This is a genomic window from Saccharopolyspora sp. NPDC003752 (assembly GCF_053605825.1).
In genome coordinates this window covers 1-25,121 of sequence record NZ_JBSGJZ010000035.1, presented here as the reverse complement: position 1 = coordinate 25,121, position 25,121 = coordinate 1, and the positions used below count along the sequence as shown (strand labels likewise).

Genomic DNA, 25,121 nt, shown 5'->3' with positions numbered 1-25,121 from the left:
AGTATCCGATTGGGTAGAGCGGAATCGAGCACGGCGGCCGGACGGCCGGTGACCCATGGCGATCGGGCACCCGGCGGAGCCCACCTGTGGGTTAGCACCGGTCGGGCCACCGCTGCGGTGCGTGCATACGAAGACGGCCCCGGGACACCGAGGTCCCGGGGCCGTTCGCCAGCGTTTCCAATTGGTCATGCGCAAGTCGGGGATCCCGGAGTCCAGACGGCGGCCGTGACTCCCGCAGGGGGCCGCCACCCGCACCGCTCCGCAGAACGAGCCTGGAAGTCCGGGGACGCTCAGCCGGCTCGGGAGCCGATGCCGGTCAGGGCGCGGACCTCCATCTCCGCCTGGCGGTCCTCGTCGACCGCTTCCTTGCCGACGAAGGTGCCGATGATGCCGCAGATGAACGAGACCGGGATGGACACGATGCCCGGGTTCTTCAGCGGGAAGAAGGCGAAGTCCACGCTCGGGATGATCGAGTCCGGCGAGCCGGACAGCACCGGCGAGAAGATCACCAGCAGCAGGCAGGAGCCGAGCCCGCTGTAGATGCCCCACAGCGTGCCGGTGGTGTTGAACCGCTTCCAGAACAGCGAGTACAGCAGCGTGGACAGGTTCGCCGAGGCGGCGAACGCGAACGCCAGGCCGACCAGGAACGCGATGTTCTGCCCGATGACGAGGATGCCGCCGAGGATCGAGGCCACGCCGATCACCAGCGCCGTCAACCGGGCGACCCGCACCACGGAGTCCGAGTCGATGTCGCCGCGGCGGATCACGTTGGCGTAGATGTCGTGCGCGAACGACGCCGATGCGGTCAGCGTCAACCCCGCCACCACCGCCAGGATCGTGGCGAAGGCGACCGCGGCGATGATGCCCAGCAGCACCGTGCCGCCGATCCGGTAGGCGAGCAGCGGGGCGGCGGAGTTCTCCGCGCCCGGCGCGCCGAGGATCGCGTCCGTGCCCACCAGCGCGGCCGCGCCGTAGCCGATGACCAGGGTGCAGATGTAGAACGTCGCCACCACCCAGGTCGACCAGACCACGGAGCGGCGGGCCTCGCGGGCGTTGGGCACGGTGTAGAACCGCATCAGCACGTGCGGGAGGCCGCCGGTGCCGAGCACCAGGGCCATCGACAGCGACACGAAGTCCAGTTTGGTCAGTTCGGACTTCCCGTACTGGACGCCCGGGGCGAAGATGTCGCGGCCGTGCGGGTTGTTCTCGGCGGCGTGCTGCAGCAGGTTCGTGAAGCTGTAGCCGAACTTGCCGAGCAGGAAGATCGTGATCATCAATACCGACAGCAGCAGCATGGCGGCCTTGATGATCTGCACCCAGGTGGTGCCCTTCATGCCGCCGACCAGCACGTAGATCATCATGATCGCGCCGACCGCGGCGATCACCAGGGCCTGGCCGAACTTGCCGTGCACGTTGAGCAGCAGGGCGACCAGGCCGCCCGCGCCGGCGATCTGGGCGATCATGTAGATGATCGTGATGGCCAGCGTCGAGGACGCTGCCGCGGCCCGCACCGGGCGCTGGCGCATCCGGAAGCTGAGCACGTCGCCCATGGTGAAGCGGCCGGTGTTGCGGGTGCGCTCGGCGAGCAGCAGCAGGTTGATCAGCCAGGCGACCAGGAAGCCGATGGAGTACAGGAAGCCGTCGTAGCCGTAGACCGCGATCGCCCCGGCGATGCCCAGGAACGACGCGGCCGACAGGTAGTCACCGGAGAGCGCGATGCCGTTCTGCACACCGCTGAACGAGCTGCCCGCGACGAAGTAGTCGCTGGAGGTGCCCCGGTTGCTCACCCGGTACACGATGAACAGCGTGATCAGCACGAACGCCGCGAAGACGCTGGTGTTGATGATCGCGTTGTCGGCCGGGATCAGCTGCGGTTCGTTCACTGGTCGGACTCCCCAGCGTCCTGTCGGATCCGGTCGACCTCGGGGTCGATGCGGCGGCGGGCGAACCGGACGTAGAGCGCGGTCAGGCCCAGGGTGGTGACGAACTGGCCGACACCCATGACCAGGCCGACGTTGATCTCGCCGATGAGCGGCTGGGCCATGAATTCCCGGGCGTATGCGGCGATCGCCACGTACCCGAGGTACCAGATCAGGAAAAACGCCGTAGCCGGGAAAATGAACCATTTCAGTCGGCGGCGCAGGTCGCGGAATTCCGGGCTCTGCTGGATAGCGGCGAAATCAGGACGTTCGTTAGTCGCGCGAACGGAGCTCTTGTCGATTCCACCGAAGGCCACCCGCGGATTTCCGGGCTGGTCGCGGGGGCCGCCGCGCAGCGCGGATTGCGTTGCGTTGCTCATGCATCCTTCCTGGAACTTCGCGGTTGGCCGCTCGGCTGAAGGCCTGGCGGTGGCGGGGAATTCTAACCACGTGTCGCGCGAGATCGACAGTGTGGTGATCCCCACGTGGTTTCGGCGGTTGCGGAGCGGCTCGCGGGCCTCGGCGATGCCGGTCGTCGACGCTTCGTTACTGTCCGGTATTGCCAGGTCAGAGGTCCGGCTTCGGCGCTTGCGATCTTGTTGACCAGGTCTTTTGCGCCGCTCGCGACCAAAGTGGATTACCCCGCTCTAGGCTGAACGAGTGAAAAAGTCGCCGGGTGCGGAGTGGGGTTCGAACACTCGGTGTTACATCGCCTGTTTGTCGTAGCGGAATGGGAAAAAGCCCCCGGTGCTATCCGCGGTCCTGGGCCTTATAGTGCTTGGGCACTGAAAGACAGTCGCGCGATCTGGAAGGTCACGGTTCGGTACCAGTGTTCGAAATGCGCCAACCGGGGACGCTCGTAGTTACTCTGAGTGAATCTGATCACGCATTGATACGGTGCCGTGCCGTAAGCCGTTTCCGGGCGTCGGGTGGTGCTCGACCGCGGCTGGATTTCACCCCCGACAGCCCAGACGACGATTGCGGGACCGCACGCATGCGCCGTTCTCGAACGCATTGTTCGCCCGAGAGGGTCCAGACCTTGGTTGACCTGCACGAGGCCCTGAGCTCGAAGCCTGGAGGGCGCTCGTGACCGCGGGTGGATTCGAGCGGGTGCGCGACAACGTCGTGCAGTGGCGCAACTGGTCGCTGCCGACGAAGCTGGGCGCGGTCGTGCTGGTGCCGGTCATCTTCGCGATCACGCTCGGTATCGGGCAGATCCGGTGGCAGGTCGACCGCGCCGCCGAGTACGGCCGCGTCGCGGACGTGCTGAACGCGGTCGACCAGGTCGAGCCGCTGCTCGTCGGGGTCCAGCACGAGCGCACCCGCTCCGTCGAGTTCCTGGTCGGCGACGGCGACCTCGCCGCGGCCGAGGAGCCGGCCGCCGCGGTGGACCGGGCGGTCGCCGACCTCGGACAGATCCTGGCCTCGCCCGACGTCGACACCGGCGTCATCGCCGACCGCTACGGCGAGCTCCGGCCCCTGCTGGACGGGCTCGGGCAGCTCCGCCAGCAGATCCGCGAGCACCGGATCAGCCCGGCCAAGGCGATCGGCGACTACACCCGCGTGATCAACTCGGTGCTGGCCCTCGACCGCGCGCTGAGCAGCAGCGTCGCCGACCGGAGCCTGTCCAGCACGGCGACCGCGCTGCAGGACATGCTGGGCCTGACCGAAGAAGTGCGGCTGCAGCAGGCCTGGGTGCTGACCGGGCTGACCGAGGCCGACATCGAATCGGTGGCGCTGGAGAACCTGAGCGGTTCGCGGGCCCGTCTGCTCAGCAAGATCGGCGATGCTCGTTCCACCGTCGCCGCGTACTGGCAGCAGCGGCTGGACCAGACGCTCACCGCCCCGGCGATCGTGGATCGCAACCGGATGCTCGATGCGATCGTGCGCGAGAGCACCGACAACATCTTCTCCGGCGGGTTCTCGGTGCAGCGCGACGCCTGGAACGCCGCCACCGAAGCTTCGGTCGCGCTGATCGACCAGGGTCACGACGACCTCGCGGCCGACGTGCGCGCCACCGCTTCGCGGCTGGAGGACGAGGCCAGCAACGCCGCCGGCTGGGACTCGGTGCTGTTGCTGTCCGCGCTGATCGCCGCCGCCGCGATCATCATCGTGATCGCCCGGCAGCTGCTCGGCTCGCTGCGCGACCTGCGCAGCAGTGCGCTGGACGCCGCGGAGTACGAGCTGCCCGCGGCGGTGTCCAGCATCCGGCAGGGCCGGATCGCCGAGGCCGTCGTCGAACCGTTCCCGGTGGACACCACCGACGAGGTCGGCCAGCTGGCCCGCGCCTTCGACGAGGTGAACCAGCAGGCGCTGCGGCTCGCGGTGGAGCAGGCGGACCTGAGGCGCGGCTACGGCGAGGTGTTCATCAGCATCTCGCGGCGCAGCCAGAGCCTGCTGGAACGGCAGCTGCGGCTGTTCGAGCAGCTGGAGCAGGACGAGGAAGACCCGGACCAGCTCGCGCGGTTGTTCCAGCTGGACCACCTGGCCACCCGGATGCGGCGCAACAACGAGAACCTGATGGTCCTCTCGGGCAGCGACCTGGCGCGCCGCTTCACCCAGCCCACCGACATGGCGGACGTGCTGCGCGCCGCCGTGTCCGAGATCGAGCAGTACCCGCGGGTCGTGGTGCAGCCGCCGCCGGCGGTCAAGCTGCGCGGGCACACCGCCAGCGACCTGGTGCGGCTGGTCGCCGAGCTGCTGGACAACGCGGCCAACTTCTCCGCCCCGGACACGACCGTCACGGTGTCCAGCTACCAGTCCGGCGACGGCACGGTGGTGCTCGACGTGCTGGACCAGGGCATCGGCATGGGGCACGAGGAGATCGCCCGGGCCAACGAGCAGCTTGCCCACGCGGACGAGGACGACCTCGGCACCTCGCGGCGGATGGGGCTGTACGTCGCCGGACGGCTGGCGGTTCGTCACGGCGTCGGCGTCGAGCTGCACGGCGGGCCGGACGTCGAGGGCGTTCGGGCGACCGTGATGATCCCGGCCGAGCACGTCGTCTCGGTCGAACCCGGGCCGGCCCTGCAGCCCACGGCGACGCCGCCGGGGCAGCGCAACGGGCACTCGCACACCGAACTGCCGACGTCCGGTGTGCTGCCGCGTCGCGGTGCGCAGCCCGAACCGGCGCAGGACAGCTCGCCGTGGCAGGAACCGGCGTCGGCAAGCCTCTTCGAGCCCGGTCCCACCCGGGAGGAATCGCCGACGGAGCACCTCTTCGACGCGCCGATCGACATCCCGCAGCAGCCGCGCGCGGTGTCCTCGGACCTGGGCGTCGACTGGCCGGATGCCGAGCCGCCGGCGGAGCGGCCCGCGCCGGAGGCGCCGCTGTTCACCGAGGCATCGACCCAGTGGTTCCAGCCGGCCGGCGAGAACCCGTACGCGAAGGAGCGGGCCGCCGCCGACGATTTCGGCTGGCCCGACGCGGAGGGCGAACCGGCGGGCTTCCCGTCGAGCTCGGACTTCCCGCCGGACGACCGGCAGCCGGAGGAGCCGTCGCTCACCTCGTCCGGGCTGCCTCGCCGCGTGCCGCGCGGGCAGCAGCAGCCGGAACCGCCGACCGACAGGCCCTCCCGCAGCGCGGAGGACATCAGCCGGCGGCTGGCCCAGAACGGGGTCCAGTTCGGGCACCCCGCCGACGTGCCTGTGGAAACGCCCGCGGAAACCTCCGGGGCGGGTTCCTGGTTGTCGGAGCCCGCACAGCAGGACCCGTGGACGGAGCCGGCCGGATCGGACGGCCCGGCGGCCGCCGAATCATCGTGGATCCCGGACACCTCCGGGCCGGACGCCTGGAACTTCGCCGCCGACAAGGCGCGCGAGGCGGCGGAGGCCGCGGCGAACCCGCAGCCGGCGTCGTTCACCCAGGCGGGCCTGCCGCGCCGGACCCCGAAGGCGCACCTCGTGCCGGGCAGCGTGACGAACGCCGAGCGTCCGGTCGAGGCCGAACCCTTCCAGCGCGACGCGGATCAGCTCCGCGGCCGGCTGGCCGACTTCCAGAGCGGTATCAGTCGTGGTCGGCATCGAGCAACCGACGAGGGCTGACATGGATTCCGCAGCGCGAAGGCGTGATCACCGCGGCAACGAACAGGAGGTTGCATGACTGCTCAGGAGATGATTTCCCGCAGGTTCGGCTGGCTGATCACTGACTTCACCGAGCGCGTGGCCGGTGTGGCGCACGCGATCGTGGTGTCCGCCGACGGCCTGGTGCTGACCGCCTCGGCGACGTTGCCCAGGGACCGGGCCGATCAGCTGGCCGCGGTCGCCTCTGGGCTGCTGAGCCTCACCCAGGGCTCGGCGAAGTGCTTCGAGGCCGGACGAGTGGTTCAGACGATTGTCGAGATGCAGCGCGGCACCTTGCTGCAGATGGGCATCAGCGACGGCTCGTGCCTGACCGTGCTCGCCGCCCCGCAGTGCGACATGGGACTGGTCGCCTACGAGATGACCATGCTCGTGGAGCGCGTCGGCCAGATGCTCACCCCGGAGATCCGGTCGCAGCTGCAGGGGGCGCCGAACGCGTTCACCGGCCAACTGGTGTGAGGATGCGATGAGTAGACGCTCTGAATATCCACGGCAGGGCCGAAGACGGGACAGCTCGGGAGACGACAGCTTCGCCCACGTCGTCAACGGGTTCACCTTCGGCAGCGGGCGCAAGAAGCGCAAGCGCGACGAGCCGCAGGAACAGCCCGGCGAGTATTACGAGGACCAGTACGACGACGGGTACGAGGACCAGTACGGCGACTACGGCCATCACGACGACCGGCAGGAGCCGTACCCGGACGAACCCGTCGAGCCGGAGGCGCCGGCCGCGTCCAGCATCCGCTCCTACACCTGGACCGGCGGGCGCACCAGGTCGAACCACAAGCTGGAGCTGGAAACCCTGGTCTCCACGGGAGACATGTACCAGCAGGGCGCGGCGGTCCGGCTGGAGCACCAGTCGATCGCCGAGCTGTGCCAGCACCCCAGGTCGGTGGCGGAGGTGGGGGCGCTGTTGTCCGTGCCGATCGGGGTCGCCCGCGTGCTCCTGGCCGACATGGCCGAACTGGGGTTGATCACCGTGCACCAGACGGTGAGCGAAAGCGGTAGCGCACCACACATGGTGTTGATGGAAAGGGTTTTGAGTGGACTCCGTCGGCTATAGCGCGCCCCAGCTCGGCTCCGCGCCGCCGCAGGCCGTCAACCAGGGCAGCACCACGTCGACGTCGGCGAAGATCGTCGTCGCGGGTGGTTTCGGGGTCGGCAAGACGACGTTCGTCGGGTCGGTGTCGGAGATCGTGCCGTTGACCACCGAGGCGGTGATGACGGAGGCCAGCCGCGGCGTCGACGACCTCGGCGCCACGCCGAACAAGACGACCACCACGGTGGCGATGGACTTCGGCCGGATCTCGCTGGCCTCAGACCTGATCCTGTACCTGTTCGGCACGCCCGGGCAGCAGCGGTTCTGGTTCATGTGGGACGACCTGGTGCGCGGCGCGATCGGCGCGGTCGTGCTGGTGGACACCCGGCGGCTGGCCGACTCGTTCTCGGCGATCGACTTCTTCGAGGACCGCGGGCTGCCCTACCTGGTCGGCGTCAACCTGTTCGACGGCCAGATGCTGCACTCGATCGAACAGGTCCGCGAGGCCATGGCGATCGGCCCGGACGTGCCGATCGGGCCGTGCGACGCCCGGGACCGGGAGTCGACCAAGCGGACCCTGATCGCGCTGGTCGAGCACGCCATGCGGCACTGGACCTCTCGGCAGCCCGGCTGATCCAGGCACGAGATCGGGGGTGTTCCGGGCAACCGCCCGGAACACCCCCGGCTCGTTCTTCAGACCTTGCGGGCGACGCCGCCGAGGAGGTTGTACTCGGCGTCGGACGGCTCGGTGAGGCGCGGGCCGTCGGGCCACCAGTCGAAGAGGTACGACAGGCCCGGCTCGACCATTTCGAGGCCGCAGAACAGATCCTGGATCTCGTCCCGCTTGCGGTAGTAGCAGCTGCCCATCATCGAGTTGAACCGCAGCTGGGACTCCGTCGCGAGCGTGGCCCGCGAGCTGCCGTCGGCCGGGTTGTGCAGGTGCGAGATCGCGAGGTAGGAGCCCGGCGCCAGCGCGTCGACGTAGGCCGACATGATGCCCTGCGGATCCTCGTCGTTGGTGACGTGGTGCAGGGTGTTGCACTGGATCAGCGCCACCGGGCGGCTCAGGTCCAGGTACTTGGTCACCACCGGGTCGGACAGGATCTCCGCGGGATTGCGCAGGTCGCCGACCGCGAAGTGGGTGTAGTCGTTCTCCTCCAGCAGCGCGCGGCCGTGCGCCGCGACCGACGGGTCGTTGTCGAAGTAGACCACCCGGGCCTCGGCGTTGAGCCGCTGCGCCGCCTGGTGGGTGTTCTCCGCGGTGGGCAGCCCGGAGCCGAGGTCGAGGAACTGGTCGATGCCGGCGTGGCCGGACAGGAACCGGACCACGCGGATCAGCCACGCCCGGCACTGCCTGCCGACCTGCACCGCCTCAGGGGCTATCTTCTGGATCTGCTGCAGGACCTGGCGGTCTACCTCGAAGTTGTCCTTGCCACCGACGAAGGCGTCGTAGACCCGCGCGATGCTGGGCTTGGTGGTGTCGATCTGCGGCCTGTCAGCAGTTGCCATGGGGAAGGGTCCGCTCGGTCCGGGGTCGAAACGATCAAGAGCAGGGTATTCCGCCGAATGCGCCAGGTAAACACCTGTTACTGATCGACTTCGGCGATCCGGACGCCGTGCTCGGCATCCGGCTCAGCGAACTCCAGCAGCCGGCGGCCTTCTGCCTCGATGGCGTCGGCGTCCTCTTCGGACAGCTTCCGGTACGGCTCGACCAGGAGCGTCGCGGAGTTCTTCCGCCGGTCGATCCGCCAGGTGCCGTGCAGGAAGCCGTCGACCAGGATCGTGCCCGGCAGCACGGCGTTCTTGACGGCGAACAGGCGCTTGCGGTCGTCCTCCCGCATGACGCGGGTGCGGTCCTTGTGCGAGAGCAGCAGGTTGTCGAACGGCGGCAGGAAGCGCGGCGGGCTGGGCACGTCGGGATCGGGGCGGGGCGCGTCGGGGAGGTCGAGCAGCTCGCGGCCGTTCTCGTCGCGGAAGCTGCGCAGATCCAGCTTCGACGCGACCGCCTTCAGACCCGTGAGGCCGGACCAGGTCTGCATGTCCGCGACCGTGGCGGGGCCGAAGGCCGCGAGGTAGCGGCGCAGGACGTCTTCCGGCGCGGGCTCCGCGTCCAGCGGTCGCCCTAGCCAGGTTTCGGCCGTCGCATAGGTCGGCTGGCCGCTGCGACCCCAGATCGCGCGCGGCGGGACCTGCACCAGCGGCAGCAGGCTGCGGACCGCGTGCGCCAGCGACGCCGGCTTCCGGTCCGGCCACCGCTCGGCGAGCAGCGGGCCGAGCTGGGCGGCCGTCCGGGGTTGCTCGTCGAGCAGTTCCCGGGCAGCGGCGGCGAGCTCGGCGTGGTCCAGCTCCGCGATCTCGTCCCGGTGCTGGTTGTTCGTGCGCAGGCCGCGATCCATGATCGGCTGCACTAGCGGGCGCAGCAGCAGGCAGTCGGCGGCGGAGACCAGGTGGACGGTGCCGCGCATCAGCACGATGCGGACCACGCTGCGGTCCAGCAGCCGTTGTGCCAGGTCGTCGGGCCGGAACCCGGCGATTCGGGTCCACAGGCCGAAGTACGGCGGGAACGGCGCCTGCGCCTGCATCCCGACGAGGTGGTCGATCACCTCCACCGCGGACCGCTCGGAGCGGCGCAGCAGCAGTTGCCGCTCCAAGGTCGCGCGGTTCAGCTCGCGCAGGCTCAGCACCGTCATCGTTTTCCTCTCGCCGGGGGCCGACCTTATGTCGTGGGACCGACGGGTTCGCCTCGATGGGCGGTGCGAACAGGCCGTTCGTGCCGGTGCGAGGCGGGCGGGGACGCCGATGGCAGACTTGCGGCGATGAGCGGAGCGGTATTGGTCCTCGGGGGCCGCAGCGAAATCGGTGTGGCGGTGGCGGAGCGCCTCGTCAAGCGCGGGCACGGCACCGTGGTGCTGGCGGCGCGGCGGTCGGCGGACCTGGACGCCGAGGAGGCCGCGCTCCGCGAGGCCGGGGCCACCGACGTGGCGCGGGTGGAGTTCGACGCCTCGGACGTGGACAGCCACGCGGAGCTGCTCCGCGACATCGTCGACCGGCACGGGCCGATCGCCGTCGCGGTGACCGCCTTCGGCTTGCTCGGCGACCAGGAGCGGGCCGAGCGGGACGCGGCGCACGCGATCGACATCGTGCACGTCGACTACGTCGCGCACATCAGCGTGCTGACGCACCTGGCGAACCTGCTGCGCGAGCAGGGCAGCGGCGAGATCGTCGTGTTCTCGTCGGTCGCCGGCGTGCGGGTGCGGCGCGCGAACTACGTCTACGGGTCGGCGAAGGCCGGGCTCGACGGGTTCGCCAACGGGCTGTCCGACGCGCTGGTCGGCAGCGGCGTGCGATTGCTGATCGTGCGGCCGGGGTTCGTCATCGGCCGGATGACCCGGGGCATGAGCCCCGCGCCCTGGTCCAGCACGCCCGACCAGGTCGCGGATGCGACGGTCAACGCCCTGCGGCGGGGGCGGCGAGTGGTGTGGGTGCCGCCGATCCTGCGCTGGGTGTTCGCGGTGATGCGGCTGGTGCCGCAGGCGATCTGGCGCCGCATGCCCCGCTGATCCTCGGTCTCGTCCCGCGCGGCTGCGCCTGCCGCATGGATGCGGTTTCAATAAGCCGCTTTCATCCTGGTCTGCGGCGTCAGGCCAGGTCCCGAGTGTGCAGGGTCGTGAGTGGCCATGGTCGCCATAGCAGCCATAGGCACTCACGACCCGACGTCCCGCAGTCGTGAGTGGCCATGGTTGTCATAGCAGCCATGACCACTCACGACCCAGGACACAGGCCATCCGCGTAGAGGATGAAAAAGTCATTGAAACCTGGCCCAGGGGTCCTCGGGGGGCAGGTTTCATGGAAACTTGACCTCGTCGGGTGGTGGGGTTCTGGTGCGTGGCCGCAATTTCCATTGAAATTGAACCTTCGATTTCAATGGAAATTGCGTCAGTACCCGGCGTCGGTGCGGTATCCGCAGGTCGCAGGCCGTGCGTGTTTCTTGCTGATTTGGCGGCACAACGTGCTCACGGGTGCTGACCTGCGGGGATGTCCGCGTTCACGTCAGGCCCTGGGCCGTTGCGTCGATCGCGAGGAGATCGCGGAGGGCCTTGGTGCCTGGATCGGTCAGCCGAACCGCTCGGCCCGTGCCGATCCGCTTGATCCAGCCGTTGTCCAGGAAGCTGCGCAGGAGGTGGGCTCCGGCCGCTCCGGCCAGGTGGGAGCGGCGCTCCGTCCAGTCCAGGCAGGCTCGGGCCAGCGGGCGCCGGGTGCCGGTGAGGTCCGCGGCGGAGATGCCGAGGGTGCCGGTCAGCCAGTCCACACCAGCCTCGGTCATCGCGAACCCACCGGCCTGGTCGAGCAGTCCGGCGGCGGTCATGCCGTCGGCGATCGCGACCCCGATCCGGCCGGCCAGGTGGTCGTAGCAGGTGCGGCCCCTGGCCAGGGCCGCCGAGGCGCCGACCGCGCGCAGGCCGCGTGGCTGCTCCCGGCTCGGCCCCAGGTGGCCGATGAACGCTTCCAGCAGGTCCGCCGCCTGCGAGTTCGCGAGCTGGACGTACCGGTGCCGTCCCTGCCGGCGCTCGACCAGCAGCCCGCCCGCGACCAGCCGGTTCAGGTGCTCGCTGGCCGTCGACGCGGCGACCCCGGCGTGCGCGGCGAGCTCGGTCGCCGTCCAGGCCCGGCCGTCGAGCATCGCCAGGCAGAACGCGGCACGGGTCGTGTCGGCCAGCAGCCCGGCCAGTTGCGCGACATCGCGTGCCATCGTCATGCGGTCATCCTGCAACACCGACGGTTCGGCGGCTGCCGAACCGTCCCGGTCCTATGGTGCGGGCATGTTCCGAGAATTCCACGCGCTGCACCACGCTGACGCCCCGCTGCTGCTGCCGAACGCCTGGGACTTCGCCTCCGCTGCGGCGCTGGTCGAGGCCGGTTTCGAGGCGATCGGCACGACGAGCCTCGGCGTTGCCGCGGCCCACGGCCTGCCGGATGGCGAGGGGCGCACGCGCACGCAGACGATCGAACTCGCCCGTCGCCTGGCGGCCCTGCCGCGGCCGGTGACCGTCGACATCGAATCGGGCTTCGGCGGTGGCCCCGGCGAGGTCGCGGAGCTGGCCGGGGAACTGGCCGCGGCGGGCATCGCCGGGATCAACCTCGAAGACGAGCTCGGTGATCCCGCGCGTCATCAAGAACTGATCGGCGCGGTGAAGGAGCGGGTGCCGGATCTGTTCCTCAACGCCCGCACCGACACCTACTGGCTGGGCGACGAACCGTCGCTGGCCGACACGATCGACCGCGCGAAGCGCTACGTCGCCGCTGGTGCGGACGGCGTCTTCGTGCCGGGCATGGCGGCGGACGACGACATCCGCGCGCTGCGGGACGCGATCGACGTGCCGATCAACATCCTCTTCCAGCCGGGACAACGCATCGAGCACCTCGCGGAGCTCGGCGTCCAGCGCATCAGCACGGGCTCGCTGCTGTACCGCGCCGCGCTGCACGCAGCGGTCACCACGGCGCGCAGCGTCCGCGACGGTGCACCCCTGGCGACCGGCATCCCCGCTTATTCGGTTGTGCAGGACTACGCGATCGGTGGCCGTCGGCGGGGTTCCGGCGGCTTCCAGTGACCTCCGTCCGGGCCGGTCCAGCGCTCGACCCCGGCGCCGAGGTAGTTGCGGAACCAGTTCGCGGCCAGCTCCGCGACCTGGTCCAGCGCGCCGGGCTCCTCGAAGAGGTGACCGGCGTGCGGCACGATCTCGATCTTGACGTCCGTCAGCGGCAGCGACGTGAGCAGCTCGGCCGCCTGCCGGTTCAGGTTGAGCACCTCGCGGTCGTCGCCGCCGACGATCAGCAGCGTGGGCGCCTGCACCGATGCCAGCCCCTCGCCGCCGAGATCCGGGCGGCCGCCGCGCGACACCACGGCGGCGACGCGGTCCGGTCGCCGGGCGGCGGCCTTCAGCGCGGCGGCCGCGCCGGTGCTGGCGCCGAACAGCCCGATCGGCATGCGCCTGGTGGCCGACCACTCGTCGAGCTGGTCGATCGCGGGCACCAGCCGCTCGGCGAGCAGCTCGATGTCGAAGCGCAGTTCGTGGGTCCGCTGGTCGAACTTCGCCTCCTCCGGGGTGAGCAGGTCCAGCAGCAGGGTGCCGAATCCGGAGTACTGCAGCGACTCCGCTACCGCGCGGTTGCGGGGGCTGTGCCGGGAGCTCCCGGAACCGTGCGCGAAAAGAACCACCGCCCGAGCAGGCGGTGGCACGACGAGATCCCCTTCGAGGTCGCCCTTGGGGGTCTTGACGATCACCGGCTCGGTTGCGACTTGAACCATGTGAGCCTCCTCCAGTTCCGCAAGCTCCGACTACCCCGACCCGCGTGCGCCGACACGCGTACGCCGCTGATCGACCACTTCGGCTGGTGAACCGTGATGTCCGTGAGTGCTTCGGGGCGCTATGGCACCCCAAAGCGCTCACGGGACTGCCCTGCCTAGCCCTCGGCGAGGGTGACCGCGCGGCAGGCCAGGTGCAGGGCCAGGCGCTCGTCGCGGTGGCTCAGGTCGACCGCGAGGAGGCGCTCGATCCGTTCGATGCGGGCCGCGACCGTGTTGCGGTGCACGCCGAGCACCGCCGCCGTCTCCGCGATCGAGGACTCCGCGTCCAGGTAGGTCGCCAGGGTGCGGATCAGGTCGCCGGGTTGGCCGCGCAGCGGCGCGATGAGCGCGCGGGCCGCCGGTTCGAAGGTGTCCGTGCGGGTCCACTCCAGCAGCAGCTGGGCCATGCCGAGCTGGTCGACGTGCAGGAACCGGCCGGACTCCGGGCGGGTCCGCGCCATCCGCGCGGCGTCGGTGGCCTCGGCGATCGTCGTCGCCAGCCCGTCCGCCTGCGGGTGCGGGCGACCGACTCCCATGTGCGCGTCCAGCGTGCGCTGCAGCTCGTGGGTGGCGGCGCGCAGCTGGGCGGCCAGTGCTCGCACCCGGTCGGCCGTCGGCTCCTGGTCGAAGGTGACCCAGCCGGTCCAGCCGTCGCCGTGCTCGACCACCACCGCGTCGACGCCCTCGGCGTGCAGCACCCGCTCCACTTCCCGGCCGCGCGCGACGGTGTCCACTGTGGATTGACTGCCGATCCGAATGCCGACGTGCCAGCCGCCGAGCCCCCAGCCCGCGTCCGCCGCGCGACGGCGCAGGTCGGCGGTCGGCTCGTCGTCCAGGCGCAGCAGGTCGCTCAGCAACGCGGCCCGGGACCGGGCGTCGCGTTCGAGTTCGAGCCGGTTGGCGAGCAGCCAGCGCTGCACCGCCGCGGCGGCGACCGACAGAGCAGGCGGCACGATGTCCGCCCGCGCCGCGTTGGCGTCGGGCAGCTCGGTGGCCAGCCAGAGCGTCGGTCGAGCCGTGTCGGGGAGCAGCACCGGGTGCGCGAGCAGCACGCTGTCGTCGAGCTCGATGCGCTGCGGAACCGGCTCGTGCACGCGGACTTCGTTGGTGTGGGGGAGTTTTCCGGCGAGCAGCGTGCCGCTGTCGTCGAGCAACGCGACCGGCGCGTCCAGCAGACCGTTCAACGTCGCGACGATCTCCTCGGGCGAGCGGATGCGCGAGCCGAGCGCTTCGTGGGTCGCCAGCACCAGGTCCGCGCGGTCGAGCGCGGGAGCCGCCAGCAGGAGCCGGGCGGAGATCAGCAGGTCCAGCGGCGATGCGGCGGCCGCCAGCAGCGGGATGCCGAGCCGGTCGGCGAGCAGCCGGGTGGTTTGCAGCAGCTCCCCGGCCGGCAGCAGCACGCCCGCGCCACCGCCGTCGGCGACCCGGCGGAGCAGGGCGTCGATGCGCCAGTCGGTGGCCGGTATCGGCTGCACCAACACCACGAGCTCGCCGGGCTCGACGGGACGGTCGGGTGCCATCGGCCGCGCCAGCCGCACGATGCGCTCGACGTCGCCCGCCAGCACTCCCACCGACTCGCGCCACTCCGGCAGCGCGAGCAGCCGGCGCACTCTGATGCTCATCGCCGCACCTCCAGCAGGATCGGGTCGCAGTCGATGCCGAAGGCGCGCGGCTCCAGCACCGGCAGGCGCCGCGGATCGGTCCAGAACTCCGCGGCGGGCAGCTGCAGGACGGTGACCTCGACGCCTTGGCGGACGACGTCGCAGGGGATCGGCACGCCGGTGCGGCGATCGAGCACCGCGAGAACGTCCGGTGTGGACGCCACCGGTTCGCCGTCGAGCATCGCGAACAGGTACTCGTTCTCCATCTCCACTCGCAGCAGCGACCGGCTCCGGTGATCCAGGATCGTCGCGCTGCCGCGGGCGAACCCGGTCCGGCCGTGCTCGCCGGGGCCCGGCCGCCGCGACACCTCGACCACCCGGCCCAGCCCGACCACCCGCCCGCCGGTGGCCGCCGCCAGCTCCTCGGCGCCGGATCGTTCGCCCACCGAAAGTGCTTGCTCGCCAAGGTAAACCGCGGAACTCATGCTGCCGGGAATCGCGCAGGACGGCAGCTCGCGCGCGGAGATCGGGGCGAGCGCGAGAACCGCCCAGCCGCCGGAACCGGCGAGGAAGGCGCGCGCGGTGCGCTCCAGCTCGGCGGCGGTCGCCTCGGCGAGCACCAGCACCTGACCGCCGGGCTCGGCCAGCGCCGCGGGCGTCAGCCCCTTGCCCGCGGCGGCCACCGAGAGCTGGTTCAGCCGGGGCACGCCGCGCCCCGACAGGTCGGCATCCACCACCGGCAGACCCAGCTGCCCGCCGACGACCAGTGGCAGGACCCCGTTGAGCCCGCCGACCTCGATCGAGACCAACGCGTCCGCGCGCCGGCCGGTCCACCGCTCGATCGCGGCGATGGCCGCGCCGAACTCCGCCCCGCTGGGCAGCTTCTCGGCGAACACGGCGGTCGCGCCGACCACGCCGACCGGCACCACCTGCGCATCGGCGCCGAGCTCGCCGACCGGGGTGAGCGCCACCTGGTGACCGGCGGCGAGCCGGTTGCGCAGCAGCGCGGCGCCGGTGACGGTGTCGCCGCCACCGCCGGAACCGAGCAGCGAAACGCCCCGCTCCAGCGCGGGCACGTCCGGCAGACCGATGCGCATGCCCCACAGCCTGCCCCACCAGCGGAGACCGAGCCCGGGTGGGCGCATCGCCGGGTCACCGGTGGTGTGCGCGGTTTCAATTGCGCCTTTTTCATCCTGGTCGGCCCGCAGCCGCGGGTCGTAAAGCTGCGTCGATGGGGTGTCGCATGCGCCGCAGGCGCATAGCCCACCTACGACACCGGCACCGCCGCGGGTTCTCAGAGGCTTCCTGGCGAGGACGGCCCCTCCGCCGTGTATTGGACATACATCAGGAGGGGCACCCACAGTCAGGGAGCCTCTGAGGTTCCGCTACCCGCACCGCCACGCAAAACGAGACTGGAAAAACCTCATTGAAACTGTGCACACCACCGGTGCACTCCGCCGAACCCGGGACCGATCCGTTCACAGTTTCAATTGAAACTGGGGATCAGGGGTCGACGAGGTCTTCCACGGGGTGGAAGTCGTAGGGGAGGCCGAAGGCCGCCGGGCCGAAGACCGCCAGTGCTTCCGGGGTTCGCATCAGGTCCGGGGTGGAGATGCCGATGACCGCGACCCGCTGGCCGTAGCGCAGGGTTTCGGTGGTGATCGGCTCCGCCTGCTCGGATTCGAGCACGCACACCAGGTCCGGCACCACGCACCGCACCTCGCCGTCGACCAGTGCCACCAGGTTCTCGTTCTGGAACTCCAGCTCCAGTTTGTGCTCGCCGTCGAAGGACACCGCCGCCGCGCGCCCGCGGGCGAACCCGGCCTCGGTGCGCCGCTCCACGTCCGAGACCTTGCCCCGGAACAGCACCCGCAGGTTCCCGTACAGCGTGTCCTTCAGGACCTCGCCGAGGTGCGTGATCGGATCGCCGTTGCCCTCCCGGGCCTCGCGGATGGCCTTGCCGACGGTGTGCGCCAGCGTGAGCGTGCGCGGGATCGCGGTGCGCTTCACGTCCGCGCCGCTCATCGAGTACTCGGCGATGTGCGCGACGCCGCCCAGCCTGATGGTGATGCCGCGCGCCAGCCACTCCATCCGCTCGTTGTCGTCGCCGGCGTCGATCACCGTCGTCTCGCCGCGCTCCCCGGCCACCGCCATCGGCGACCCCGTCACGCCGTAGACCCCGAAGGTCTCCATCTGCAGTTCCGGGAACGCCCGGCCCATGCCGTCGGCGTCCACCACCGGCAGGCCGGTGCGCGCGGCCACCACCAGCGGGATCATCGAGTTGATCCCGCCGCACTCGATCGGCATGGTCGCGCTCGCCTCGGCCCCGAGGTAGGACTCCAGCGCGCGCAGCGCCGACACCGGCTCGTCGCCGCTGGGGATCTTCTCGTGCACCACCGTGGGCGCGCCCATCTGCGCCGTCGGGATCACCAGCGCATCGTCGTCCACTTCGGACGGATCGAGCACCGTGATCGGCCCGGACTCGCGGATCGCCTGCTGCACCAGCAGGCGGCCCACGTACGGGTCGCCGCCGCCACCGGTGCCCAGCAGCGCCGCGCCGCGGGCCAGGTCTTCGAGGTGTTCCTCGGTCAGCTGCCAGCTCACCGCGCGACCCCCACCGGGTCGATGTCGTAGCCGAAGTAGCGCGGCCCGGCCAGCTCCAGGCCCGCAGGGGTGTGCCAGCGCGGGTCGGCAGGCGCGGCGATGACCGCGATCCGCTGGCCGAAGCGCAGCGCCTCGGTGGTGACGGCCTCGCCGGACTCCCGGTCCAGCGTGCAGATCAGGTCCGGCACCGAGGCCAGGACGGTGCCGTCGCGCTCGGCGACCAGGTGCTCGTTCTGGAACCGCAGCACCAGCTCGCTGCCGGTGTCGCCGTCCATGCCGGTCAGCCGCGCGTCGCCGCGCGCGAAGCCCGAGACCGTGCGCCGCGAGACGTCGACGACCTTGCCGGTGAACAGCCGCCGCCCGCCCAGCCGCGCGACGACCGCGTCCACCGGATCGGCGTGCTCGGCCTGCGCGGTGCGCACCAGCCGGCCCAGCTCGGCGCAGAGCGTCAGGGTGCCCGGCACCAGCGAGTCGCGGGCCTGCTGCCCGGTCATGGCGTACGTGCTGATCATCGCCGAGCAGCCCATGTCGATGGTGGCGCTGCGCGCCAGCCGCTCGGCCCAGTGGTTGTCGACCGTGTCCAGAACGCCGCGGTTGCCCTTCTCGTCGGCGATGGCCATCGGGGTGGCCTCGACGCCGTACAGCGTCGGCAGCACCATCTGGATCTCGGGGAACGCGCGCCCCATGCCGTCGCCGTCGATCAGCGGCAGGCCCAGCTGCGCGGCGGCGGCGACCGGGATCAGCGAGTTGACCCCGCCAGCCTCGGCGCACGCGATGTGCGTGAGCTCGCGGCCGAGGTAGTCGGCGAGGGTGCGGGCGGCCAGGCCGATCTGCTCGATCGACGGCAGCTTCTCGACCATCACGGTCGGCGCGCCCATCATCGCCACCGGCAGCACCGCGGCGTCCGCGGGCACTTCTTCCAGCGGCGTCAGGGAAACCGAGCCGTGCTCGCGCACCGAGGCGGCGGCCAGCAGCCGGCCGATGTGCGGGTCGCCGCCGCCACCGGTGCCCAGGATGGCCGCGCCGCGGGCGATGTCGTCCAGGTCGGACAAGGTGATCTCGCGCATGCTTCACACCTCCAGTTGCAGGTCGCCGACGGCCTTCGCCCGGATCCGGGTGGCGTTGCCCGGCAGGTACGGGATCGGCACCTCGTCGAAGTCCACGATGTCCACTGTGGACGGACTCGCGCCCGCCGCCACCGCCCGGTCGATCGCCTCCTGCTTGGCCTCGTCGACCACCGACTCGCGGCGGCCCGGCTCGATCGCGTACACCCGGTCGACCTCGCCGCCGATCTGCGCGATCGCGGCCCCGATGGCGTTGGCCACCGCGTAGTTCTCCGGCCGGTGCACCTCGCCGGCGTCGCCGAGCTCGTCCGGCAGCAGCACCGAACCGCCGCCGACGGCGACCACCGGCAGCGGCTCCGCAGAGGTCCGCATCCGCTCGACCGCGTCCGCGTTGTCGGCCGCGATGCGCTCCAGCGCGGCCCGCACCAGGTCGCGGTCCAGGTGCTTGACCAGCTCCGGGTCGCCGATCTCGGCGCGCCCGGCCGCCACCGCGATGTCCGTCGCGGTCAGCGTGTCGCCGCCGAACACCAGCGCCTTCGAGGTCAGCCGGTAGCCCACCGATTCGGGCCCGACGGTCACCGCCGACGGCTCGCCGCGCACCAGGCTGCCGCCGCCGATGCCGATCGACAGCACGTCCGGCATCCGGAAGTTGGTGCGGATCCCGGCGACGCTGACCGCCGTGGTCGCCTCGCGGGGGAAGCCCTGGTTGAGCACGCCGACGTCGCTGGTGGTGCCGCCGACGTCGACCACCGCGCAGGTGTCCAGGCCGGAGAGCACGGCGGCGCCGCGCATCGAGTTCGTCGGGCCGGAGGCGAACGTCGCCACCGGGTAGCGGCGGGCGAAGTCGACGTCCATCAGGGTGCCGTCGTTCTGGCTCAGGTAGAGCGGGGCGGTGATGCCCGCGCCGGTCACCGACGACGCCAGGCCGTCGACGATGTTGGCCGCGAGCTCGCGCAGCGCGGCGTTGATGACGGTCGCGTTCTCCCGCTCCAGCAGGCCGATCCGGCCGATCTCGTGGGACAGCGAGATCGCCACGTCCGGCAGTTCCGCGGCGATGAGCTCCGCCGCGCGCTGCTCGAATTCGTGGTTGACGGGCGAGAACACCGAGGTGATCGCGACGCTGCGGATGCCGTTGCGGCCCATGTCGTCGATGGCCTTGCGCAGCTCGGCCTCGTCGAGCTCGGCGATGTGCCTGCCGTCGAACTCGTGCCCGCCGTGGCACAGGTAGCTGCGCCCGGAAACGGCGTCCACGAGCCGCTGCGGCCAGTCCACCATCGGCGGCAGCGACGCGCCCGCGGGCAGGCTGAGCCGCACCGCGGCGGTCGGGGCGAGGCGGCGGGCCTCGACGAGGGCGTTGATGAAGTGCGTGGTGCCGATCATCACCGCCCGCACCCCGGCCGGGTCGAACGGGTGCTGCCGCTGCAGGCCGTCGATGGCCGCGACGATCCCGGAGGTGACATCGGTGGTGGTGCTCATCTTCACCGCGGCGAGCACCTCGGTGCCGTCCAGCAGGACGGCGTCGGTGTTGGTGCCGCCGACGTCAATGCCGATGCGCAAGTCGGAACTCCTTGTCTGGGTTGGTGTCGTGAGCGCTGAGCCCGGTTCTAACCGGCGTCAGCGCTCACGACCTCGGCGGTGGTACGGGTGCTGCCGACGCCGCGGACGAGGCCGAGCTTCCCGGCGACGACGTAGAGCACGAACGCGAGCACGAGCGAGTTGATGCTCGGCAGGCCGATCTCGACGAACCCGCCGACCAGCGCGGAGACCAGCCAGACGACCAGCGTCGCGGGCACCCAGTTCGGCGCGGCGGCCGGGATCTCGCCCAGCGCCCGCGACGCCTCCAGCTCGCCCCGCCAGCGCCGCACGATGAAGTACTCGGCGACCATGATCCCGCCGATCGGCGGGAACACCACGCCGAGCACGGTCAGGAAACCGGTGAACTGGTCGAGGATGCCGACGGCCGCCAGCACGCTGCCGATCAGGCCGAACACCGCGGTCGCGACGCCGCGGTTGAGCTTCTTGCCGAAGACCGTGCCGACGAAGTTCACCAGGCCCAGCCCGGACGAGTACAGGTTCCAGTCGTTGATCTTCACGGTGCCGGCGACGACCACCAGGATGCCGACCCAGCCGACCGAGGAGGTGACGATGGTGGTGATGTCGGCGGACCGCACGGCGTGCGCGAGCAGCACCCCGGCCAGCCCGATCACGTACTCGCCGAGGGTGATGCCGACCAGCGTCTGCTTGACCACGTCGCCGACGGAGCGGTTGAAGCGGGTCATGTCCGGGGTGATCACCGCGCCGGTGATGAAACCGCCCGCCACCAGCGTGGTGCCCTCCAGCAGCGACAGCTGCGGGCCGGGCGGGGCGGAGGCCATCAGCGCGCCGATGTCGTGCTGCGAGAGCTCGACGCCGATCGACCAGCCGACCAGGACCAGGAAGGCGGGCACGGTCACGTAGGCGACCCAGGCCATCGAGCCGAACCCGCGCAGCACGACCGCGGTGACGATCAGCCCGAACACCAGCGCCCAGCCCCATTCCGGCAGCCCGCCGACCAGCGCCACCAGGCCCTTGGCGGACACGGCGGACTGGATGCCGAACCAGCCGATCAGGCTGATCGCGATGGCCAGGCCGATCAGCGCGGACCCGGCGCGGCCGAAGCCGGTCCAGCGGGCCAGCATCGAGGTGGACAGGCCCTCGCGGGCGCCGATGATGCCGACGAAGATCGCGACGATCTCCAGGATCACCGCGCCGAGCGTCAGCGCGAGGAAGGCGTTCCAGAAGGTCATCCCGAAGCCGAGGGTGGCGCCGAGCAGGAACTGGCTGAGCGCGGACACCTGGCCGAACCGCTGCACCGCGACGGACCACCAGGAGTAGCGGGCGCCGGCGGGAACCCGGGTCAGCGCGTAGTCGTCGACCCCGACGGATGAGGCCATGGCGAGCTCCTTCGGATGGGCGCCGGTGTTAGCCGGTAACCGTAAGACCAGGTCAGCTCGTCGTCAGTGGGCTTAATGCACAGCCTGGAGGGCAGAAGGGTGCCTCTTGCACAGTCTGCGTCCGGCGATGTTGACCTCCACTTCGATGGAGGTTCTACGTTCGGATCGTGGAACGAGCAGAGCAGTGGATCAACAGCCGGGCGGTGCGGCTCACCTCGCTGGACCCCCGCGCCCCGCACGAGGACCTGCACCCGCTCCGGGACCGGCTGCGCGACGCGACGGTCGTGGCGCTCGGCGCGTCGTCCCGGGGAACTCACGAGCTGGCGGCCGTCGCGCACCGCCTGCTGCGGTTCTTGGTGGAGGAACTGGGGTTCCGGACGCTGTTGCTGGAAGGCGACGACGTCGCGAGCGCCGAGCTCGACGCCTACGTGCGGACGGGGCGGGGAGATCCGCGCGAGGTGCTGGCCGGCGCCCGGTCCTTCCTGCGAACGGAGGAAGTCCTCGACGCCGTGCGGTGGATCCGCAGTCACAACGAGCGGCACCCCGACGACCAGGTGCGGTTCGCCCTGGCGGACCAGGCGGTCGGGCCCGGGCCCGACCTCTCGTATATCGAGCGCGGACTGGCCGAGAACACCATCCGCTGGCACGAGCGCACCGGGCACAAGATCGTCTACTGGGGCGGCCTCGCGCACCTCGTCAACGGTGCGGCGCGCACGGTGTCGCCGGGCGCGCTGACCCACCGCAACGCGGGCAGCTACCTGCGCGAACGCTTCGGCGCCGGATACGTCCCCGTCGGGTTGACCTTCCAGCGCGGCCACGAGGTGCCCGCACCGCCCGCGGACTTCGCCGAAGCCGTGCTCGCCGCCGGGCCCGACGCCTACGTGCTCGACCTGCGCGCCGATGCCCCGGCGGACGTGCGCGCCTGGCTCGACGCCCCGACGCGGACGCGGCTGATCGGCCCGCACTACGACCCCGCCGACGACGCCTCCTACCACCTCTCCGGCGGGTCCCTGGCCGAATGGCTCGACCTCGTGGTCCACGTCCGCGAGGTCGGCGCCGCCCGCCTCCTCCGCTGATTTCGGCCGAAGCCTTCGGCAGAGGGCAGTTGGTTTGCGACGATGCTGAGGTGACCATGCATCGGCAGCAGAGCTCGCACTGGGGACTGTTCACCGCGGCCCGCACGCCGGACGGCCTGGACGTGATCGCCGATCCGGACGACCCGGACCCCGCTCCGCTGCTGCGGAACGTGCCCGCAGCGCTCGACGAACGGGTGCGCGTGCTCGCGCCGCACGTGCGCAAGGGCTTTCTGGACGGCCGGGGCGTGCGCGGCCGGGACGAGTACGTGCAGGTCAGCTGGGCCGAGGCGGTCGAGCTTGCGGCGGGCGCGCTGGACCGGGTCCGCCGCACCCACGGCAACGAGGCGATCTACGGCGGCTCCTACGGCTGGGGCAGCGCGGGCCGGTTCCACCACGCGCAGAGCCAAATCCACCGGTTCCTGAACGTCATCGGCGGCTACACCCGCTCGGTGAACTCCTACAGCCTGGGCGCGGCCACGCCGCTGCTGCGGCACGTCGTCGGCAACGAAGACCCCATCGGCCGCCCGACGGCGTGGCCGGTGCTGGCCGAGCACACCGAGCACTTCGTCTGCTTCGGCGGCATCCCGGCGAAGAACTCGCAGGTCAACTCGGGCGGCATCAGCAGGCATTCGGTCGCCGGGCACCTGCGTCGGGCAAGGGAGCGCGGCGCGCGGTTCACGCTGGTCGGCCCGCTGCGCGACGACCTCGCCGCGGAGCTCGACGCCGAGTGGCTGGCGCCGGTGCCGGGCACCGACACCGCGCTGATGCTGGCGTTGTGCCACGTGCTGATCGAACGCGGTTGGCACGCCGAGGAATTCCTCCGCACGCACTGCGAGGGCTTCGAGGAGTTCTGGAAGTACCTCTCCGGCGCGGCGGACGGCACCGCGAAGAGTCCACAGTGGGCAGAGGAGATCTGCGGCATCGACGCGGGCGTGATCGCCGGGCTCGCCGAGTCCATGGCGACGCGGCGGACGATGGTGACGCTGAGCTGGTCGCTGCAGCGCTCCCGCCACGGCGAGCAGCCGCTGTGGGCGGGCATCGCGCTGGCGTGCGTGCTCGGCCAGATCGGTCTGCCCGGCGGAGGATTCGGCCACGGTTACGGCTCGATGGCCGGCATCGGGGTGCGCCCGCTGCCGTACCGGTTGCCGAAGTTGCCGCAGGGTGTGAACCCGGTGCGCCAGTTCATCCCGGTCGCGCGCATCGCGGACATGCTGCTGAACCCGGGGCAGGAGTACGAGTACGACGGCGAGCGGCGCACGTACCCGGACATCAGGCTGGTGTACTGGGCCGGCGGGAACCCGTTCCACCACCACCAGGACCTGACGCGGCTCGCGGAGGCGTTCAACCGCCCCGAGGCGGTCATCGTGCACGACCCGTTCTGGACGGCGACGGCGCGGCACGCCGACATCGTGTTCCCGGCCACGACCACGCTGGAGCGCAACGACCTGGGCTGCGCCAGGGAAGATCGCGCGCTGGTCGCCATGCGCCAGGTGGTTCCGCCGCTCGGGGAGGCCCGGTCAGACTTCGAGATCTTCGCCGCCTTGGCCGAGGAGCTCGGGCTGGCGCAGGAGTTCACCGAGGGCCGCGACGAGCGGGCCTGGCTGGAGCACCTTTACGAGCAGTGGCGGCAGAACTTCGATCCGGGCCTGGACTTCGCGCAGTTCTGGGAGAACGGCCGGCTGGACCTGCCGGGAGAGCCGGACGACCAGGTCCTCTACGACCGGTTCCGCGCCGACCCGGCCGGGAACCCGCTGCCGACGCCGAGCGGGCGGATCGAGCTGTTCTCGCAGCGCATCGACTCCTTCGGCTACGCCGACTGCCCCGGCCACCCGGCCTGGCTGGTCCCGGAGGAGCTGCAGGTCCCGCCGGGATCGGGCGAGTTCCCGCTGTTCCTGGTCGCGAACAACCCGGCGACCCGCCTGCACAGCCAGCTCGACCACGGCGCGACCAGTGCGGATTCCAAGGTCCACGACCGGGAACCGATGCGCATCCACCCCGCCGACGCGGCGGCGCGAGGACTGTCCACAGGGGACATCGCGCGGATCGTGAGCGCCACGGGCAGCGTCCTCGCGGCGGTGGCGATCAGCGACGCCGTGCGGCCCGGCGTGGTCCAGCTCTCGACCGGCGCCTGGTTCGATCCGAGCGCGCCCGAGGTCGCGACCTGCATCCACGGCAACCCGAATGCGGTGACACGGGACATCGGAACTTCGAGCCTGGCCCAGGGCTGCACGGGCCAACTGACCCGGGTCGAGGTCCGGCGCCACGAGGCTCCGCCACCGCCCCTGCGGACCCGGACCCCTCCGATCGCCCCCAGGTGACCGGCCCGGATCCCGGTTTCCCGCAATTTCAATGGAAATCAGACCTTCGATTTCAATGAGGTGATCTCAGTAAGGGGTTAGGTGAGTCGGCCGTGTTCGAAGTGGGTGAGCACAAGTGCGGCTTGGACGATGCGGCCGATTTTG

At 71.0% G+C, this 25,121-nt stretch carries 20 protein-coding genes; 8 read left to right on the top strand and 12 right to left on the bottom strand.

All coding sequences use genetic code 11. The annotated features are described in order from the left end of the window. Window positions 1-290: 290 nt before the first annotated feature. Window positions 291-1,883, bottom strand: a complete 1,593-nt coding sequence (locus ACWEV3_RS33125; RefSeq protein WP_452617655.1) for a solute symporter family protein — start codon at window positions 1,881-1,883, stop codon at window positions 291-293. Continuing rightward, the gene (locus ACWEV3_RS33120) at window positions 1,880-2,404 is read right to left on the bottom strand and encodes a DUF485 domain-containing protein (RefSeq protein WP_452617654.1); all 525 of its coding nucleotides are present in this window, start codon (window positions 2,402-2,404) and stop codon (window positions 1,880-1,882) included. The genes ACWEV3_RS33125 and ACWEV3_RS33120 overlap by 4 nt, the downstream gene beginning before the upstream one ends. Window positions 2,405-3,005: 601 nt before the next feature. Between ACWEV3_RS33120 and ACWEV3_RS33115 the strand changes: the two genes are divergently transcribed. The 4 genes from ACWEV3_RS33115 to ACWEV3_RS33100 are packed head-to-tail and all read left to right on the top strand — an operon-like array spanning window position 3,006 to window position 7,669. Continuing rightward, entirely contained in the window at window positions 3,006-5,963 is a 2,958-nt protein-coding gene (locus ACWEV3_RS33115) for a nitrate- and nitrite sensing domain-containing protein (RefSeq protein ID WP_452617653.1), read from the top strand. Window positions 5,964-6,017: 54 nt separating this feature from the next. Continuing rightward, window positions 6,018-6,458, top strand: a complete 441-nt coding sequence (locus ACWEV3_RS33110) for a roadblock/LC7 domain-containing protein (protein ID WP_397525958.1) — start codon at window positions 6,018-6,020, stop codon at window positions 6,456-6,458. Between the two features lie 7 nt (window positions 6,459-6,465). Beyond that, window positions 6,466-7,059: a DUF742 domain-containing protein gene (locus ACWEV3_RS33105; protein ID WP_452617652.1), complete on the top strand. Its 594-nt coding sequence runs from the start codon at window positions 6,466-6,468 to the stop codon at window positions 7,057-7,059. Then, on the top strand, window positions 7,040-7,669 hold the full coding sequence (locus tag ACWEV3_RS33100; protein WP_132488436.1) for a GTP-binding protein: 630 nt from the start codon (window positions 7,040-7,042) through the stop codon (window positions 7,667-7,669). The genes ACWEV3_RS33105 and ACWEV3_RS33100 overlap by 20 nt, the downstream gene beginning before the upstream one ends. Before the next feature lie 59 nt (window positions 7,670-7,728). On the opposite strand, the gene ACWEV3_RS33095 is transcribed toward ACWEV3_RS33100, so the two are convergent. Together ACWEV3_RS33095 and ACWEV3_RS33090 are read right to left on the bottom strand one after the other, a co-directional pair. After that, complete coding sequence (locus ACWEV3_RS33095; RefSeq protein WP_452617651.1) at window positions 7,729-8,544, bottom strand: SAM-dependent methyltransferase; 816 nt, start codon at window positions 8,542-8,544, stop codon at window positions 7,729-7,731. 77 nt (window positions 8,545-8,621) lie between these two features. Then, the gene (locus tag ACWEV3_RS33090) at window positions 8,622-9,725 is read right to left on the bottom strand and encodes a winged helix DNA-binding domain-containing protein (protein ID WP_452617650.1); all 1,104 of its coding nucleotides are present in this window, start codon (window positions 9,723-9,725) and stop codon (window positions 8,622-8,624) included. Between the two features lie 126 nt (window positions 9,726-9,851). On the opposite strand from ACWEV3_RS33090, the gene ACWEV3_RS33085 reads away from it, so the two are divergent. After that, on the top strand, window positions 9,852-10,595 hold the full coding sequence (locus ACWEV3_RS33085) for a decaprenylphospho-beta-D-erythro-pentofuranosid-2-ulose 2-reductase (RefSeq protein WP_452617649.1): 744 nt from the start codon (window positions 9,852-9,854) through the stop codon (window positions 10,593-10,595). A gap of 485 nt (window positions 10,596-11,080) precedes the next feature. On the opposite strand, the gene ACWEV3_RS33080 is transcribed toward ACWEV3_RS33085, so the two are convergent. Next, complete coding sequence (locus ACWEV3_RS33080; protein WP_452617648.1) at window positions 11,081-11,791, bottom strand: ArsR/SmtB family transcription factor; 711 nt, start codon at window positions 11,789-11,791, stop codon at window positions 11,081-11,083. Window positions 11,792-11,855: 64 nt separating this feature from the next. Here ACWEV3_RS33080 and ACWEV3_RS33075 point away from each other — a divergent pair, with 64 nt between their 5' ends. Then, the gene (locus ACWEV3_RS33075; protein WP_452617647.1) at window positions 11,856-12,644 is read left to right on the top strand and encodes an isocitrate lyase/PEP mutase family protein; all 789 of its coding nucleotides are present in this window, start codon (window positions 11,856-11,858) and stop codon (window positions 12,642-12,644) included. Here the strand turns inward: ACWEV3_RS33075 and ACWEV3_RS33070 are convergent. The 7 genes from ACWEV3_RS33070 to ACWEV3_RS33040 all read right to left on the bottom strand — a co-directional run bounded on the left by ACWEV3_RS33070 (window position 12,599) and on the right by ACWEV3_RS33040 (window position 21,583). After that, window positions 12,599-13,342, bottom strand: a complete 744-nt coding sequence (locus ACWEV3_RS33070) for a dienelactone hydrolase family protein (protein WP_452617646.1) — start codon at window positions 13,340-13,342, stop codon at window positions 12,599-12,601. The two genes, ACWEV3_RS33075 and ACWEV3_RS33070, sit on opposite strands and share 46 nt — an antisense overlap. Window positions 13,343-13,497: 155 nt before the next feature. Next, on the bottom strand, window positions 13,498-15,003 hold the full coding sequence (locus ACWEV3_RS33065; protein WP_452617645.1) for a PucR family transcriptional regulator: 1,506 nt from the start codon (window positions 15,001-15,003) through the stop codon (window positions 13,498-13,500). Beyond that, window positions 15,000-16,079 (bottom strand): DUF917 domain-containing protein, encoded by a 1,080-nt coding sequence (locus ACWEV3_RS33060; protein ID WP_452617644.1) that lies wholly within the window; start codon window positions 16,077-16,079, stop codon window positions 15,000-15,002. The genes ACWEV3_RS33065 and ACWEV3_RS33060 overlap by 4 nt, the downstream gene beginning before the upstream one ends. 406 nt (window positions 16,080-16,485) lie before the next feature. After that, window positions 16,486-17,586: a DUF917 domain-containing protein gene (locus ACWEV3_RS33055; protein WP_452617643.1), complete on the bottom strand. Its 1,101-nt coding sequence runs from the start codon at window positions 17,584-17,586 to the stop codon at window positions 16,486-16,488. Beyond that, window positions 17,583-18,653: a DUF917 domain-containing protein gene (locus ACWEV3_RS33050; protein ID WP_452617642.1), complete on the bottom strand. Its 1,071-nt coding sequence runs from the start codon at window positions 18,651-18,653 to the stop codon at window positions 17,583-17,585. Before ACWEV3_RS33050 ends, ACWEV3_RS33055 begins: the two co-directional genes overlap by 4 nt. Before the next feature lie 3 nt (window positions 18,654-18,656). Then, on the bottom strand, window positions 18,657-20,207 hold the full coding sequence (locus tag ACWEV3_RS33045) for a hydantoinase/oxoprolinase N-terminal domain-containing protein (protein WP_452617641.1): 1,551 nt from the start codon (window positions 20,205-20,207) through the stop codon (window positions 18,657-18,659). A 47-nt stretch (window positions 20,208-20,254) separates the two neighbouring features. Continuing rightward, entirely contained in the window at window positions 20,255-21,583 is a 1,329-nt protein-coding gene (locus ACWEV3_RS33040) for a purine-cytosine permease family protein (RefSeq protein ID WP_452617640.1), read from the bottom strand. Window positions 21,584-21,750: 167 nt separating this feature from the next. Between ACWEV3_RS33040 and ACWEV3_RS33035 the strand changes: the two genes are divergently transcribed. Further along, window positions 21,751-22,659, top strand: a complete 909-nt coding sequence (locus ACWEV3_RS33035) for an erythromycin esterase family protein (protein WP_452617639.1) — start codon at window positions 21,751-21,753, stop codon at window positions 22,657-22,659. 56 nt (window positions 22,660-22,715) lie between these two features. Beyond that, a complete protein-coding gene (locus ACWEV3_RS33030; protein WP_452617707.1) occupies window positions 22,716-24,977 on the top strand; it encodes a molybdopterin-dependent oxidoreductase in 2,262 nt (753 codons plus the stop codon). Window positions 24,978-25,121: the final 144 nt, after the last annotated feature.

What these genes read in the sequence shown, in the direction of transcription:
- ACWEV3_RS33090 (WP_452617650.1), bottom strand. Translation starts at nt 9,725, where the DNA reads ATGACGGTGCTGAGCCTGCGCGAGCTGAACCGCGCGACCTTGGAGCGG.
- ACWEV3_RS33040 (WP_452617640.1), bottom strand. Translation starts at nt 21,583, where the DNA reads ATGGCCTCATCCGTCGGGGTCGACGACTACGCGCTGACCCGGGTTCCC.
- ACWEV3_RS33080 (WP_452617648.1), bottom strand. Translation starts at nt 11,791, where the DNA reads ATGACGATGGCACGCGATGTCGCGCAACTGGCCGGGCTGCTGGCCGAC.
- ACWEV3_RS33030 (WP_452617707.1), top strand. Translation starts at nt 22,716, where the DNA reads ATGCATCGGCAGCAGAGCTCGCACTGGGGACTGTTCACCGCGGCCCGC.
- ACWEV3_RS33050 (WP_452617642.1), bottom strand. Translation starts at nt 18,653, where the DNA reads ATGCGCGAGATCACCTTGTCCGACCTGGACGACATCGCCCGCGGCGCG.
- ACWEV3_RS33065 (WP_452617645.1), bottom strand. Translation starts at nt 15,003, where the DNA reads ATGAGCATCAGAGTGCGCCGGCTGCTCGCGCTGCCGGAGTGGCGCGAG.
- ACWEV3_RS33075 (WP_452617647.1), top strand. Translation starts at nt 11,856, where the DNA reads ATGTTCCGAGAATTCCACGCGCTGCACCACGCTGACGCCCCGCTGCTG.
- ACWEV3_RS33110 (WP_397525958.1), top strand. Translation starts at nt 6,018, where the DNA reads ATGACTGCTCAGGAGATGATTTCCCGCAGGTTCGGCTGGCTGATCACT.
- ACWEV3_RS33105 (WP_452617652.1), top strand. Translation starts at nt 6,466, where the DNA reads ATGAGTAGACGCTCTGAATATCCACGGCAGGGCCGAAGACGGGACAGC.
- ACWEV3_RS33060 (WP_452617644.1), bottom strand. Translation starts at nt 16,079, where the DNA reads ATGCGCATCGGTCTGCCGGACGTGCCCGCGCTGGAGCGGGGCGTTTCG.
- ACWEV3_RS33085 (WP_452617649.1), top strand. Translation starts at nt 9,852, where the DNA reads ATGAGCGGAGCGGTATTGGTCCTCGGGGGCCGCAGCGAAATCGGTGTG.
- ACWEV3_RS33095 (WP_452617651.1), bottom strand. Translation starts at nt 8,544, where the DNA reads ATGGCAACTGCTGACAGGCCGCAGATCGACACCACCAAGCCCAGCATC.
- ACWEV3_RS33070 (WP_452617646.1), bottom strand. Translation starts at nt 13,342, where the DNA reads ATGGTTCAAGTCGCAACCGAGCCGGTGATCGTCAAGACCCCCAAGGGC.